This window comes from Rosettibacter primus, from assembly GCF_036860675.1.
GTDB lineage: Bacteria > Bacteroidota > Ignavibacteria > Ignavibacteriales > Melioribacteraceae > Rosettibacter > Rosettibacter primus.
In genome coordinates this window covers 438,277-452,008 of the sequence record NZ_JAYKGK010000001.1, presented here as the reverse complement: position 1 = coordinate 452,008, position 13,732 = coordinate 438,277, and the positions used below count along the sequence as shown (strand labels likewise).

At 29.7% G+C, this 13,732-nt stretch carries 17 protein-coding genes; 9 read left to right on the top strand and 8 right to left on the bottom strand.

Annotation, left to right across the window (positions count from 1 at the left end; all coding sequences use genetic code 11):
* Nucleotides 1-182: 182 nt before the first annotated feature.
* Genes gatA through VJY32_RS01920 form a run of 6 tightly spaced genes read right to left on the bottom strand, consistent with a single transcriptional unit; the run spans nt 183 to nt 4,157 of the window.
* Entirely contained in the window at nt 183-1,601 is a 1,419-nt protein-coding gene (gene gatA / locus VJY32_RS01945) for an Asp-tRNA(Asn)/Glu-tRNA(Gln) amidotransferase subunit GatA (protein WP_353676191.1), read from the bottom strand.
* Nucleotides 1,598-1,801 (bottom strand): Sec-independent protein translocase subunit TatA/TatB, encoded by a 204-nt coding sequence (locus tag VJY32_RS01940; protein ID WP_353676190.1) that lies wholly within the window; start codon nt 1,799-1,801, stop codon nt 1,598-1,600. Before VJY32_RS01940 ends, gatA begins: the two co-directional genes overlap by 4 nt.
* Nucleotides 1,802-1,832: 31 nt before the next feature.
* Nucleotides 1,833-2,528: a phosphoribosylformylglycinamidine synthase subunit PurQ gene (gene purQ, locus VJY32_RS01935; RefSeq protein WP_353676189.1), complete on the bottom strand. Its 696-nt coding sequence runs from the start codon at nt 2,526-2,528 to the stop codon at nt 1,833-1,835.
* A complete protein-coding gene (purS, locus tag VJY32_RS01930; protein ID WP_353676188.1) occupies nt 2,525-2,776 on the bottom strand; it encodes a phosphoribosylformylglycinamidine synthase subunit PurS in 252 nt (83 codons plus the stop codon). Before purS ends, purQ begins: the two co-directional genes overlap by 4 nt.
* A 12-nt stretch (nt 2,777-2,788) precedes the next feature.
* Complete coding sequence (gene pssA / locus VJY32_RS01925) at nt 2,789-3,511, bottom strand: CDP-diacylglycerol--serine O-phosphatidyltransferase (protein ID WP_353676187.1); 723 nt, start codon at nt 3,509-3,511, stop codon at nt 2,789-2,791.
* Entirely contained in the window at nt 3,504-4,157 is a 654-nt protein-coding gene (locus VJY32_RS01920; protein WP_353676186.1) for a phosphatidylserine decarboxylase family protein, read from the bottom strand. Before VJY32_RS01920 ends, pssA begins: the two co-directional genes overlap by 8 nt.
* A gap of 125 nt (nt 4,158-4,282) precedes the next feature.
* On the opposite strand from VJY32_RS01920, the gene VJY32_RS01915 reads away from it, so the two are divergent.
* Genes VJY32_RS01915 through VJY32_RS01875 form a run of 9 tightly spaced genes read left to right on the top strand, consistent with a single transcriptional unit; the run spans nt 4,283 to nt 11,634 of the window.
* The gene (locus tag VJY32_RS01915; protein ID WP_353676185.1) at nt 4,283-4,609 is read left to right on the top strand and encodes a YbaB/EbfC family nucleoid-associated protein; all 327 of its coding nucleotides are present in this window, start codon (nt 4,283-4,285) and stop codon (nt 4,607-4,609) included.
* A gap of 2 nt (nt 4,610-4,611) precedes the next feature.
* Complete coding sequence (gene recR, locus VJY32_RS01910) at nt 4,612-5,208, top strand: recombination mediator RecR (RefSeq protein ID WP_353676184.1); 597 nt, start codon at nt 4,612-4,614, stop codon at nt 5,206-5,208.
* On the top strand, nt 5,208-5,942 hold the full coding sequence (locus VJY32_RS01905) for a class I SAM-dependent methyltransferase (RefSeq protein WP_353676410.1): 735 nt from the start codon (nt 5,208-5,210) through the stop codon (nt 5,940-5,942). Before recR ends, VJY32_RS01905 begins: the two co-directional genes overlap by 1 nt.
* Nucleotides 5,939-6,520 carry a hypothetical protein gene (locus VJY32_RS01900; RefSeq protein ID WP_353676183.1) on the top strand — a complete coding sequence of 194 codons (582 nt, stop codon included), beginning with the start codon at nt 5,939-5,941 and terminating at the stop codon, nt 6,518-6,520. Before VJY32_RS01905 ends, VJY32_RS01900 begins: the two co-directional genes overlap by 4 nt.
* A 19-nt stretch (nt 6,521-6,539) precedes the next feature.
* Nucleotides 6,540-7,010 (top strand): hypothetical protein, encoded by a 471-nt coding sequence (locus tag VJY32_RS01895; protein ID WP_353676182.1) that lies wholly within the window; start codon nt 6,540-6,542, stop codon nt 7,008-7,010.
* Between the two features lie 5 nt (nt 7,011-7,015).
* Entirely contained in the window at nt 7,016-7,894 is an 879-nt protein-coding gene (locus VJY32_RS01890) for a cell division protein FtsX (RefSeq protein ID WP_353676181.1), read from the top strand.
* 7 nt (nt 7,895-7,901) lie between these two features.
* Nucleotides 7,902-8,429, top strand: coding sequence for an SLBB domain-containing protein (locus tag VJY32_RS01885; RefSeq protein WP_353676180.1), 528 nt, complete (start codon nt 7,902-7,904; stop codon nt 8,427-8,429).
* 10 nt (nt 8,430-8,439) lie between these two features.
* Nucleotides 8,440-10,671: a GumC family protein gene (locus VJY32_RS01880; protein WP_353676179.1), complete on the top strand. Its 2,232-nt coding sequence runs from the start codon at nt 8,440-8,442 to the stop codon at nt 10,669-10,671.
* 3 nt (nt 10,672-10,674) lie between these two features.
* A complete protein-coding gene (locus tag VJY32_RS01875; RefSeq protein WP_353676178.1) occupies nt 10,675-11,634 on the top strand; it encodes a UDP-glucuronic acid decarboxylase family protein in 960 nt (319 codons plus the stop codon).
* Nucleotides 11,635-11,890: 256 nt separating this feature from the next.
* Here VJY32_RS01875 and VJY32_RS01870 read toward each other — a convergent pair whose 3' ends face one another.
* Together VJY32_RS01870 and pelA are read right to left on the bottom strand one after the other, a co-directional pair.
* On the bottom strand, nt 11,891-12,547 hold the full coding sequence (locus VJY32_RS01870) for an SGNH/GDSL hydrolase family protein (RefSeq protein WP_353676177.1): 657 nt from the start codon (nt 12,545-12,547) through the stop codon (nt 11,891-11,893).
* A 7-nt stretch (nt 12,548-12,554) separates the two neighbouring features.
* Complete coding sequence (gene pelA / locus VJY32_RS01865) at nt 12,555-13,724, bottom strand: pectate lyase (RefSeq protein ID WP_353676176.1); 1,170 nt, start codon at nt 13,722-13,724, stop codon at nt 12,555-12,557.
* Nucleotides 13,725-13,732: the final 8 nt, after the last annotated feature.

Genomic DNA, 13,732 nt, shown 5'->3' with positions numbered 1-13,732 from the left:
TAAATAGAACTGACTAAAAAGTAGTTTTTAAAAATGGGACACTGAAAACAAAGATTTTAAAAGATTTTCGCAGATTTAAAATTGGAAAATTATTTTTAAGCATTTAATAATATCCACATAGTAGTTTTTTATCTGAAATAATTTTTGATCATTATCCCAAAATTTTTACAGTATCACAATTTTTATTTCAAGCTTTCAATTACTTTTGATAATTGCAGCAGCTTTAATTCTTCAAATTGATTTGCCATAAGCTGCATTCCGATTGGCAATCCATTTTTATTTTTAGTAATTGGAATATTAATGCCGGGAATTCCAGCTAAATTTGCTGATGTTGTATATATGTCACTCAAGTACATTTCAAGCGGATTTGAAGATTTTTCACCTATCTTAAAAGCAACAGTTGGAGTTGTTGGAGTTAATATTACATCAACCGATTTAAAAGCCTCAGTAAAGTCATTTTTTAATAATCTTCTTACTTTTTGTGCTTTGCGATAATAAGCATCGTAATAACCTGCAGATAAAACATATGTCCCAAGCATAATTCTTCTTTTTACTTCTTTGCCAAAACCCTGTGTTCTGGTTTCTGTATACATATCAATTAAATCACCTGATTGTTCTGCACGATATCCGTAATGAGCACCTTCATATCGAGATAGATTTGATGATGCTTCGGCAGTTGTAAGGATGTAATAAGTTGCAATTGCATATTCAGTGTGAGGCAATGAAATTTCAATTATTTGATGACCATTGGATTTAAGTTTTTCAATTTGATTATTAATAGCATCTTTAATTTCACTATCAAGTCCTTCACCAAAATATTCTTTTGGAATTCCAATCTTAAATTTTTTGTCGGTTAAAATGTTTTTAGAAAATTCAGGGACTGGTGTATCCTGACTTGTAGAATCCTTTTCATCTTTTCCCGAGATTACTTCGAGCACGAGAGCAATATCTTCAATAGATTTAGCAAATGGTCCAATAGTATCGAAAGATGACGCAAAGGCAGTTAATCCATATCTTGAAACTCTGCCGTATGTTGGTTTTAAGCCAAATATTCCACAAAAAGCTGCTGGTTGACGAATTGAGCCACCAGTATCTGTTCCTAATGAAACATCACATAAATCTGCCGCAACAGCGGCAGCAGAACCTCCGCTCGAGCCTCCAGTAACTCTTGTTGCATCGTGTGGATTTAAGGCAGGTCCAAATGCAGAATTTTCATTTGATGAACCCATAGCAAATTCATCACAGTTTGTCTTGCCTATAATTATTGCATCTTCATTAATCAATTTTTGTACAGCTGTTGAAGTATAAATTGATATAAAATTTTTAAGAATATTTGAAGAACATGTCATAGGTTTATCTTTTAGAGCAAGAACATCTTTAATCGCAATTACCATTCCTGCAAGTTTTCCTGCTTTCCCATTTTTTATTTTTTCTTCAATAATATCAGCCTGCTCAATACAATCATTGAAAACAAAATTATAACAGTTAAGATTAGAATTCTCTTCTATTCTTTTTAAGAAATAATTTACATTCTGGCGAAGAGAAATTTCACCTGATTTTATCTTTTCAACTTTTTCAAAATGATTTTTGTAACCTTTCAAGATTTATCCTCATTTTTTTTTTCATCATCAATTTTATCGATTGATTTTATATCTTCTTCAACATCACGCAATGCTTTTTTGAATTCTCTCATACCTTTGCCAATACCTTGAGCCAGTTCGGGGATTTTTTTCGCACCGAACAGTAGCAAAACTACAAGTACAATAATTAATATTTCTGACGCACCTAAATTGCCAAACATAATTACCTCCAGTTATATTTATAAAATTATTTTAATAAACCATATTTTCTGCAATTGATTTAAAGATTAGAGCTCCATCAGTTCTTTTCAACAATGGGTCACAAGCTCTTTCTGGATGAGGCATCATACCCAGTACATTCCCATTTTTGTTTACTATGCCTGCAATATTTTTGAGAGAACCATTAGGATTAAATTCTTTATAAACCTTACCTTCTTTTGATGAATACTTAAAAACTATTTGTTTATTTTCTTCAAGTGCTTTAAGAGTTTCTTCGTCAGCGTAGTAATTTCCTTCACCATGAGCAATTGGAATTTTGAGTACATCCTGTTTAATGGATTTTGTAAAAATTGTTTCTCTGTTCTCAATTTTAATGTATACATCTTTGCAGATAAATTTTAAAGATTGATTTTTCTGCATTGCACCAGGTAATAAACCTGATTCAAGAAGAATCTGGAAACCATTGCAGATACCAATTACTATTCCACCTTTATCAGCAAATTTTATTACTTCTTCCATAACAGGAGAGAATCTTGCAATTGCGCCAGTTCGTAAATAATCGCCGTAAGAAAAACCACCGGGAAGAATTATAACATTAGAATTCTTCAAATCTCTTTCTTTATGCCATATAAATTCTGCATCATAACCTAAAACTTTTTTTGTAGCGTAATAGGCATCGTGGTCACAATTGGCTCCAGGGAAAACGATAATGCCGAATTTTGGTTTCATTTTACTTCTTCAAGAGTGTATTCAAAATCTTCCATTATTGGATTTGATAATAATTTTTGACTGTATTCAAGAACTTCTTTTTCAGCAGCATCTCTGTCGTCTGTATCAACAAAAAATTCAATGTATTTACCGATTCTTGTGTTTTTAACATTATTAAATCCCAGCAATTTTGCTCCTTGCTCTACCGCTTTGCCTTGCGGGTCAAGTATTTTTGGTCTTCTTTTAACAATAACTACTGCTTTGAACAATTTTTTACTCCATTAATTTATTTGTGTCTTTTTGAGTAATAAATATATATGATTCAATATTCCAAAAAGTACAACCGAAAGAAAAACAAAGAAAAGATATTTACCGTTTGTAACAATTGCAGAAAGTAAAATTATAATTAATATCAAAAATATTAATAATTTCTTTATAAATTTTTTGCTGCTAAATTTTGGCAATGTTCTATATTTAATTTTGCTTACCATTAATATCGAAAGGATAATTATTAATGGAAATATAAAATTATTATAAGGTTCTACAATTTTTGAATCTTGATAATAAGAATAAATCAATGTAGAAATTGTAAGAGCAGAAAGTGGGATTGGAAGTCCGGTAAAATCACTTTTTGTTTTAAGATCTTCAATTAAAATATTAAATCTTGCAAGTCGAAGAGCACCAGCTATTAATAAAAATGAACTGATAATTATGCCAATATAATCATATTGAAAGGCATAAGCTTTATAAACAAGAAAAGAGGGAGCTAATCCAAAACTTACAATATCAGAAAGTGAATCCAGTTCAACTCCAAAACGGCTCGAAGTATCTAAAAGTCTTGCTATCAATCCATCCATTGTGTCAAATATTGCAGCAATAATTATAAATATTGCAGCCATCTTAAAATTTTCTTGAGAAGCATAAATTATTGAAATAAAACCGCAAAAAATATTTAATGATGTAATAAAATTAGCAATGAATGATTTTGTTAATAGTTTATTCATTTATATGCTCAAAAATTATTGTTTCACCTGCTTTTACTTTATCTCCAACTTTTACTTTAATATTCCAGTTTTTAGGAACAATTATATCGGAACGACTTCCAAATTTAATCATTCCAAATCTTTGACCTGCTTTGACTGTGTCTCCAAGTCTTAAATCAAAAACAATTCTTCGTGCAATGAAACCAGCTATTTGTGTGAATAATACTTTGCCGTATTTGCTTGTTATCCCAATTTCAGTTCTCTCATTTCTCAAATCTGATTTTTCATGAAATGCTACTAAATAATCACCTTTGATGTGATTCAAATAATCAATTGTGCCGTTAATTGGAATTCGATTGACATGAACATTAAGAGGTGACATAAATATTGACACTTGAATTGCATTGTCATTTATAAATCTTTTTTCAAAAACTTCTTTTATGCTAATTATTTCTCCATCAGCTGATGAAACAATTATATTATCACCTTCAGGCGTATTTCGTTCGGGGTCTCTAAAAAAATTGATGTTAAAAAGTAAAAATAAAATTCCTACAATTAATAATGTGTATTTAATCCAATTGTTGCTTATTAAAAAAGATACTGCTACTAATATTAGCGAAAAAGCAGCAAGAATTATAAATGTATTAATGCCATATTTAGAAATCATAAATCTCATTAATCTATTAAGAACGATTGCAAATCTAATATTTTCTTGCTTTAATTTCTTGTGAATATTTTTTTTGGTAATTTTGTGCTGCAATCAGAAAAAAATAATTATTTAAAGGAGGATAAATGAATTTTAATATGCAGGGAATGTTAAAGCAAATTCAAAAAATGCAGGAAGAGATGGCAAAAGTTCAAGCCGAACTGGAAAATAAAACTGTAACTGAAGAAAGTGGTGGTGGAATGGTAAAAGTTGTTGCAAATGGCAAAAAAGAAATTATTTCAATTACAATAGATGATGAAATTATTAAAAGCGGCGATAAGGAAATGATAGAAGATTTGATTGTAGCTGCAGTAAATAAAGCTTTGCAATCTGCTGGTAAATTAGCAGAAGAAGAAATCGGAAATATTACTAAAGGAATGCTGCCACCTGGATTCAACATACCTGGATTTTAAAATTGTTGATAGCAGAACCATTACAAAAAGCAATTGATGAACTGAGCAAACTTCCATCTATTGGGAAGAAAACAGCTCAAAGATTAGCGCTTTACATTTTAAAAAGTGATGAGAACAGTGTAAACGCACTTATCCAAGCATTATCAGATTTAAAAACAAAAATTCGTTTTTGTTCAGAATGTTTTAATCTCTCTGTTGGTGAAAAATGTGATATTTGCTTAAGTCCTAAAAGAGACCATTCAATAATATGTGTTGTTGAAGAAGCAAGCGATGTGATTGCAATTGAAAAAACAAATGAGTACAATGGATTATATCATGTCCTTGGTGGAGTATTAAATCCGCTTGCTCATGTTACGGCAGAACAACTTCATATTCAAGAACTTATTTCAAGAATTGAAAAAGGTGGGATTAATGAAGTTATTCTTGCACTTAATCCTGATACCGAAGGCGATACAACTTCGTTGTATTTAATAAAATTATTAAAGCAATATCCAATTAAAGTATCAAGAATTGCTCGTGGTTTACCAATTGGTGGCGACCTTGAATTTGCTGACCCTGCAACAATTGGTAGAGCCTTTAGCGGAAGAATAACATTGTGATGCAAAATTGGTATAAAGATTGGTTCGAATCTCCTAACTACCTTTATGTATATAATCATCGTGATGACTCAGATGCAAAAAGGTTATCTGAGTTAATTTTATCTGTAACTAATCTGCCTGAATCATCAAAAATTCTTGATGCAGCATGTGGTTCGGGCAGACATGCAATCTATCTTTCACTTAAAGGTTATAAAGTTTTTGGTTTTGACCTTAGCAAAAATTTACTGGGAAAAGCTTATGAGAATTCCGTTTTTCAAAATGTTAAATTAAATTTGATACAAGCAGATATCAGAGAAATTTGCTTTAAGACTGGGTTCGATTTAATACTGAATTTATTCACAAGCTTTGGTTACTTTGAAAATGATGACGAAAATTTTAGTTTCATAAGAAGAGCGGTAAATTTTCTCAAAGAAAATGGTTATTATGTAATGGATTATTTTAATAAATATTATTTAGAGAAAAATTTAGTACCACAATCAGAAAAAATTATTAATAATTTAAGAGTAATTGAAAAAAGAAAAATTGTAAACGACAGAGTTATTAAAGAAATAACAATTTCAAGTAATAATTCGATAGAAAAATATTTTGAATCTGTTAAATTGTATGATGTAAATACAATAATCGACGAATTTTTAAAAGCGGGATATAAATTTGATAAGATTTTTGGTGATTATGATGGAAACGAATTTCATGAAAATCTTTCACCGAGATTAATTTTATTTTTCAGAAAATGATAAGAAGATTTTTTTATATAACAATTATTTTTTCTTTGTTAATCTCATGTGATATTTTTACGACAAGAAATCCTGAGGAACCGAATAAACCAAGTTCCAGTTTTTTGGCAGCAACATCTCCAGAAATTCTGTTTAATAATTTCAAATCCTCAGTAGAAGAAAAAATTATTGAAAACTATATCTCTTGTTTTGTTGATACTTCATTCTTGAAAAAGAAATTTAGTTTTATACCTGCATCCGGTTCATCCGCTCAATATCCTGTGTTGAACAACTGGACAATTAGAGAAGAAAGGCAATATTTTATAAATTTAATATCGAAATTACCTCAAGGCAAAAATATAAATTTATTAATGGAGAACACTCAGAAATATTTATTTGGAGATAGTGCTGTTTATTATTTTGATTATATATTGACAATCAATTCAAACAATCAATTAATTGGCGGTACCTATAAAGGAAGTGCGCAGTTTAAAATATTTTATGATTCAAGAGAACAATGGTCAATTGTTGAGTGGCAGGATATTAAAAAAGAAAATTTTTTATGCTGGAGCGAGTTAAAAGGGAGGACAGCTTATTAAAAAATTTGCATTTATATTTTTGGTAATTATTATAAATAGCTGCTACAACCCATTTGCTCCAAAACTTGATGAAAATTTAAGCGGCTCACAAAGTCTAATAAGTGACTTGTCAAGTGTGGAGGGTGTTTTTAAAAATTTCCAGTATGCTTACACTTTTAAGGATACTTTAATTTATAGCCAACTATTAGATAAAAATTTCATCTTTACTTATCGGGATTACAACATTGGTGCAGATGTAAGCTGGGGAAGAGATGAAGAGATGAGAGTTACATATGGACTTTTTCAAAATTCACAACGACTTGATTTGATTTGGAATAATATTGTATCAATCAGTGGCGATTCCACTCATATTGTAAGAAGCTTTAATTTAACAATAACATTTAACCCAACAGATATAGTTTATGTTGATGGTAAAGTTAATCTTGAGTTAAACAAAGATTCAAATAATAAATGGAAGATTATTCACTGGATAGATGAATCAAATTTCTAATTGTTATGATAACATTTTACATTAAAGAAGCTTTGAGAATTTTTAACCGTTCACCTTTTGCATCAGTTGTAATTATATCAGTTACTACAATTGCAATATTGATGACAAGTTTTTCAATCCTAGTAATCCAGTTATCTAATAAGTATTCTCAAAGAATAAAGAAAAGTATAGAAGTCACTGTATTCTTAGAGAATTTTATTGATTCATCAAGAATTCAATTAATACACGAAGAAATATTAAATCAACCAAATATTGCATCTATAAAATTTATAAGTAAGGAAGAAGCAGTAAAAGAATTTATACGAGATACTGGAGAAGACTTTAGAGATGTGTTAACAGAAAATCCATTACCACCTTCTTTTATTATAAAATTTAAGCCAGAAAAAATATCATATGAAAATATTATTACAGAAATAAACAGATTAAAGTCAATTTCAGGTATAACAGATGTAGTTTATGATAATGAATTTATTATAAAGATTTTGAAATATTTGAAATCCGGTCAAGTAATTGTGTACATATTTTCTGTTCTATTAATTTTACTTTCAATTTATCTTGTTTATACAAACAGCAGAATTCAAATAGAATCTAATAAAAATTTATATCAAACAATGAAGCTTGTTGGAGCAAAATTATCAACCATTAAGATTCCAATCATATTATATGGAATTCTAATTGGAATAATATCAGGAATAATATGTATTGGTATTAATTATATTTTAGAGTTATTATTGATTACCTTACTAAATAATATTAAATTGAGCATAGTTTTTAAGGGCAATTATATAATTGCATTATTAACTGGAATAATATTAGGATTTATTGGAAGTTATTTTTCATCTAGAACAATTTCATTAACAATTTTACAGGAAGATTTAAGGTGAGGGCTTAATGATAAAAAGAAAATTATTTATACTAACATTTTTCCTTCTAATTTTTTCATCAATAGATGCTCAGGTTAAGGATTATGAACTTGGTTCATCAAATTTGTTTAATCGTTACAATCAGGCATCAGGCTATTTTGATTTTTCTGACCCTGAAGCCGTTAATATAAAAGTATCGATTTGGGGTTTTGTTCGCTATCCTGGGAAATATGTAGTCCCAATTTATACTACTGTTATTGATTTATTATCATATGCGGGTGGTCCGACTGATGCAGCTCATCTTGATGATTTAAGAATTTATCGTGTTAATGAAGATTCTACACAGGTACTAATAAAAATTGATTATAATGATATTATGTATGAAAGTAAATTAACAAAAGCTTATAAAAAACCTCCTAATTTAGAAGCTGGTGATATTCTGGTTGTACCAGGTGCTCCAAGATTATATACAAGAGATAAAGTTAGTATTTGGGTTTCTGTTTTGAGTGCTTTAATATCATTATCTATATTAATCCTAAACATAACAAGAAATTAATGAGGGTATTGTGGAAGCAGTAAACAACAGAGATTATCAGGACTCAAATTCATTGAGAGAATATGTAAACTTGATAAAACTAAATCTCGGTGTTATAATAATTATTGGTTTGACAGGTTTGATTATTGGTGCAGTTTATGCTATAAATGCTCCTGACATTTATAAAACTACAACAGCCTTAAAAATTACAAAACCGCAAGGAAGTATCTTAGATTCTCCATTAATACCTGAATTTCAGGATTTTGGAAGTGACAGATTTATAGCAAATGAAATTGAAATATTAAAGAGTTACAAATTAAGAGATAAAGTTGCACAAGCATTAATTGATAGTTTCAAAACTTCAGGTACAAAAAATATTTTTAGCTTAATAATAGATAATTCCGAACAAAAAAGCATTCCTGTGCTTCTTCCTAAAGAAGATATTATAGATATTTTAGAGAAAGCGGTTTCGATTGACCAGAAACGCGGTCTGGATATTGTTGAAATTAATGTTGAATCCCCATCACCAAAAGAAGCAGCCATTATAGCAAATAGTTATGCTGCAGCTTACAAAGAATTGAACCTTGAATATAATCGTCAACAATTAACAGCAATAAAAAATTTTTTAGCACAACAACGTGAAGAAAAACTTTCTGAACTTGCTCAGGTTGAAGAAGCATTAAGAAATTATCAAGAACAAAAAGGTATAGTTCAGCTGCCAGAACAAGCAAGAGCTTTAATAGAACAAACAACAGATTTTGAAGCTAAGATGAATGCAACAAAAATTGATTTGACTATTGCAGAGAAAACTCTAAATCAATACAAAGCTGAATTAGCAAAGAAAGATCCAAACATAAAAGATTATATTGAAAGTTTTGCAACAGAACCTTATATAAAAAATTTACAAATGCAAATTGCAGATTTAATGACACAAAAAGATCGTGCATTATCTTCGAGTAGAGATTCACGTAAGAAAGATGAGATAATTAGAGAATTTGATTCTAAGATTAACGATTTAAGAGAAAAATTAAACAGCCAGCTTACAGTCTATCGTGCTGGTATCTTAGCTGCAAGTCCTGATGAAATAAAAGATTTAACAAAAAAAGTTCTTGAAGAAGAAGTAAAATATCAGTCATTATTAGCCTCATATAAAAAATTGAATGAAATTGTTGGAGAATATGATAAAAGATTAAGCAAACTTCCTACAAGTTCAATTGACCTTGCAAGATTATCAAGAGAACAATCTGCATATGAAAAATTATATCTTCAAGTTGAAGAGAAATATCAAGAAGCAATTATTAATGAACAATCTGTCCCAGGTAATGTATTAATCATTGACCCTGCACTTATTCCACTTAAACCAGCTAAACCAAATAGACCTTTAATTGTAGTAATAGGATTATTCTTAGGTTTAGGACTGGGAGTTAGCTTTGCATTTGTACGTAATCGTTTTGATAATACTATTAAAACTCCTGAAGATATTCAAAACAGAAATATTAATATTCTTGCATGGATACCTCAAATTGAAGGATTAAATAGTAATAATAAAGAATTAGAATTTATTGTTGCAAAAAAACCTGATGCAAGTGCAAGCGAAGCTTATAGAGCCCTTAGAACAAGAATTAAATTTTCTAAGATTGATAAAGAATCCTTAAAAATAATTTTAGTAACATCCTCAATGTCACTTGAAGGTAAGACAACCACTTCGGTAAATCTTGCTGGAAGTCTTGCTCTTGCAAATTTTAAAACACTTTTGTTAGATGCAGATTTGAGAAAACCAAGAGTTCATAATGTTTTTAATGAAAAAAGATTTCCAGGTTTTACTGATTACTTTTTTGGTCAAGCATCTTTTGAACAAATTTTGCGTCATACTCCAGTTAATAATTTATTTTATATAAGTGCCGGTACGATTCCTCCTAATCCTTCTGAAATTCTTGGTTCTACTCAAATGGAATCTTTTCTGGAAAAATTAAGAAAGGATTTTGATTATATAATTCTTGATTCTGCTCCTCTTATTGCTGTAACAGATTCTGAAATATTAGCTCAATATGTTGATGGAACTATTCTTGTAGTTTCTGCAAACAATACTGAAGTTGATTTGATGGAAAAATCAGTCGATATATTAAGAAGAGATAATTTATCGTTTCTGGGAGTTGTATTGAATAATTTTCAATATAGAAGCGGTTATAGTTCTTATTACAAATATTATTACTATTATTCAAATCCTACAAATGGCTCAAAGAAAAGTAAGGTCAAAGTTTAATTAATGCAGAAAAAAGTTGCTGTTGTAACTGGCGGAGCTGGATTTCTTGGCTCACACCTTTGTGATAGATTAATTAATGAAGGAATGAAGGTTATCTGCCTTGATAATCTTTTAACAGGCAGAATAGAAAATATTGAACATCTTTTTGGAAACGAAAATTTTCAGTTCATTAAACTTGATGTTACAAATTATATTCATGTCCCTTCGAAAGTAGATTATGTATTGCATTTTGCATCTCCTGCAAGTCCAATCGATTATCTTAAACTTCCAATTCAAACTCTTAAGGTTGGATCACTTGGGACACATAAAGCACTTGGATTGGCAAAAGAAAAAAATGCTGTTTTCCTTTTAGCTTCAACTTCAGAAGTTTATGGAGACCCGCTTGTTCATCCTCAAAGTGAAGATTACTGGGGAAATGTTAATCCAGTTGGACCCCGTGGTGTTTACGACGAAGCTAAACGATTTGCTGAAGCCATGACAATGGCATATCACCGCTATCATGGACTGCAAACAAGAATTGTGAGAATATTTAACACATACGGTCCAAGAATGAGAATTGATGATGGACGTGCTTTGCCAGCTTTTTTCTCTCAAGCTTTAAGAGGTGAAGATGTAACGGTTTTTGGTGATGGTTCTCAAACTCGTAGTTTTTGTTATGTGGATGATTTAATAGAAGGCATTTTTAGATTGTTGATGTCAAATGAAGTTTATCCTGTTAATATTGGAAATCCAGATGAAGTTTCTCTAAAAGATTTTGCTGAAGAAGTGATTAAAATATGTAACTCAAAAAGTAAAATTGTTTACAAAGAATTACCTGAAGATGACCCGAAAGTTCGCCAGCCAGATATAACCCGCGCAAAAAAAATTCTTAACTGGGAACCAAAGATTAGTAGAACAGAGGGCTTGAAATTAACACTTGAGTATTTTAAGAAAATGATTCTTGGAAATAATCAACAAGCATGATTTTTTTATTATTATCAAAAGAAAAAATTTCCAAAAAGATTTTCAGTTAACAACCTATAAAAAACTTTACTGTTTATTTACAGCATAAAAGTTATTTCAAAATGTAAACTATTGATTTCTTCTGGTATTCAAATTTTTTTGCATCTTCCTACATGAAAATAACAAGAAAACTTAATAGAAATTTGTGTCAATTGTGTTATATTTTTTTAGATATTAGTATTGAAATCAATCTCATATATGTTTTTGACATTAGGGATCACTTTAAAATAGAATTTATTTTTTGAAATACTCTTTCTGCTATTTCTTTATGACCTTTGAGGTCAGGATGTAATCCATCCCAGAAGTTTTGAGGAGAAACAGTTGAAAATAAACTTAGAAAATATATGTTTTCATGCTCTGCAAGTTTACCATATTCTTTTTCTAATTTTATTAATGAATTGTAAGTATTCTCGTTATACTTCTTATGTTTGTTTATATCTGACATCGTTTCTAAATTAATATTGCACGGGGACATTAATAAAATTTTTGAATCTGGTGCTTTATTTTTTATTTCAGAAATCATCCATTTAATATTTAATACACATGCATTAACCAAGCTGTCGTTTCCATCTTTTAAATCATTTACACCAAGCAATATTAAAAATAAATCTGCATCAGGGTATTTTTCTAAAATTGGAAGCAATTCATTTTTATCTGAAGTTTTTCTTCCTTTTCTGCCTTCATTTATCATTAATAAATTTTCACTCTTGCTGGCAATTTGTTCTACCCAGCCGTTTCCTTCTACTCCTGCTCCGTAAGTAATTGAATCTCCAAAGCACACAACTTTATATTTAGACTTTTGAGTTAACATCATAAATGAACTTAAAATTATTATCAAAGTTAATGATAAAATTATTTTAATAATATTTTTCATAATTAACTCATCTTTTTTGTAAGACATTTTCATTTGGGGCATATTTCTTTTGCCATTCAGTATATTTGTTTAGAACTTCTTGGGGTGCGTATGTATACCATGAATAGCCGGCTCTTCTTTCATGCTCTACTTCTGCAAGTGTATAAACAATTTTTTTATTACGATTGCAAAATATTGGTTTATGAGTTTTTAATTCATAATAACGAGTCCATATTGGAGGAGCTGTTGAATCTTCAACAACTATTCTGTCATAATCAAATGTACTGTAATAATATTTTTTCGGTTCAATTTTTTTCTCTACTATTTTTATCCCTTTTATTTTAGAATCTTCAAACCATCTAACTGCACTTTGAATTGCATTAATTATTTCATTAGATGGATTTTCAATGTTCATTAAAAAGAGAACAACTTCAGCACTTTCGCCATTACATATACATGGTGGTTCAAAAGCTCTTGCCCACTGAGGGAATAATCCAACATTATCTGCTTGTTGCGGCCAGGCTGTAAGTTTTCCATTATCATTTATTTGTGTTTTGAGAATACATTCTAAACCTTTTTCAAAAGCTGCTTTTACTTTCTCTCTTCTTAAATTATCAACAAATGAATAATGAGGTTTATTTTGAACAATGTTATAAAGAACTTTCATTATACCAATCATTACTCCATCGTTGAAAGTAATATATTTTCTGTAACCACTTGTATCGGGATAATATTGAGGCCAGCCACCATTTGGATATTGAGCAGAAAGAATGTAATCAATGCCTTTCAAACATGCTTCTTTATATTTTTCATCATGAATTAAATAATAAGCCTGAGCAAGGTATTCAACTTGAGTATGAGTTGTCCAGTTGTCGAATGTGGTATTCAATTGATTTTTAGTTTTTCTTAGAGAATCTTTTTGTTCTTCCGTAAGAATTGCAAGCATATCATAATTTTTGGGCCACCCGCCGTTTTCTTTCTGATATAATAAAATGTTATCCGCAATTTCTTTAACATTTTCAGGTTTATAACGGGGACGCTCTGGGAGAGGATGAATTACATTATCTTCTGCATAAATATCATACCAATGATGAGCACTATTTTGAAATCCGGAAACATCAGGAAATTTTTTTATATAACTATTTTGAGCATAGAGAATAGATATGTTAACAATAAGTGTGAATAATATTTTTTTCATGATATTTT

What these genes read in the sequence shown, in the direction of transcription:
- VJY32_RS01890 (WP_353676181.1), top strand. Translation starts at nt 7,016, where the DNA reads ATGATAACATTTTACATTAAAGAAGCTTTGAGAATTTTTAACCGTTCA.
- pssA (WP_353676187.1), bottom strand. Translation starts at nt 3,511, where the DNA reads ATGAATAAACTATTAACAAAATCATTCATTGCTAATTTTATTACATCA.
- VJY32_RS01885 (WP_353676180.1), top strand. Translation starts at nt 7,902, where the DNA reads ATGATAAAAAGAAAATTATTTATACTAACATTTTTCCTTCTAATTTTT.
- VJY32_RS01875 (WP_353676178.1), top strand. Translation starts at nt 10,675, where the DNA reads ATGCAGAAAAAAGTTGCTGTTGTAACTGGCGGAGCTGGATTTCTTGGC.
- purQ (WP_353676189.1), bottom strand. Translation starts at nt 2,528, where the DNA reads ATGAAACCAAAATTCGGCATTATCGTTTTCCCTGGAGCCAATTGTGAC.
- VJY32_RS01900 (WP_353676183.1), top strand. Translation starts at nt 5,939, where the DNA reads ATGATAAGAAGATTTTTTTATATAACAATTATTTTTTCTTTGTTAATC.
- VJY32_RS01870 (WP_353676177.1), bottom strand. Translation starts at nt 12,547, where the DNA reads ATGAAAAATATTATTAAAATAATTTTATCATTAACTTTGATAATAATT.
- VJY32_RS01940 (WP_353676190.1), bottom strand. Translation starts at nt 1,801, where the DNA reads ATGTTTGGCAATTTAGGTGCGTCAGAAATATTAATTATTGTACTTGTA.
- pelA (WP_353676176.1), bottom strand. Translation starts at nt 13,724, where the DNA reads ATGAAAAAAATATTATTCACACTTATTGTTAACATATCTATTCTCTAT.
- VJY32_RS01920 (WP_353676186.1), bottom strand. Translation starts at nt 4,157, where the DNA reads ATGATTTCTAAATATGGCATTAATACATTTATAATTCTTGCTGCTTTT.
- VJY32_RS01915 (WP_353676185.1), top strand. Translation starts at nt 4,283, where the DNA reads ATGAATTTTAATATGCAGGGAATGTTAAAGCAAATTCAAAAAATGCAG.
- VJY32_RS01905 (WP_353676410.1), top strand. Translation starts at nt 5,208, where the DNA reads ATGCAAAATTGGTATAAAGATTGGTTCGAATCTCCTAACTACCTTTAT.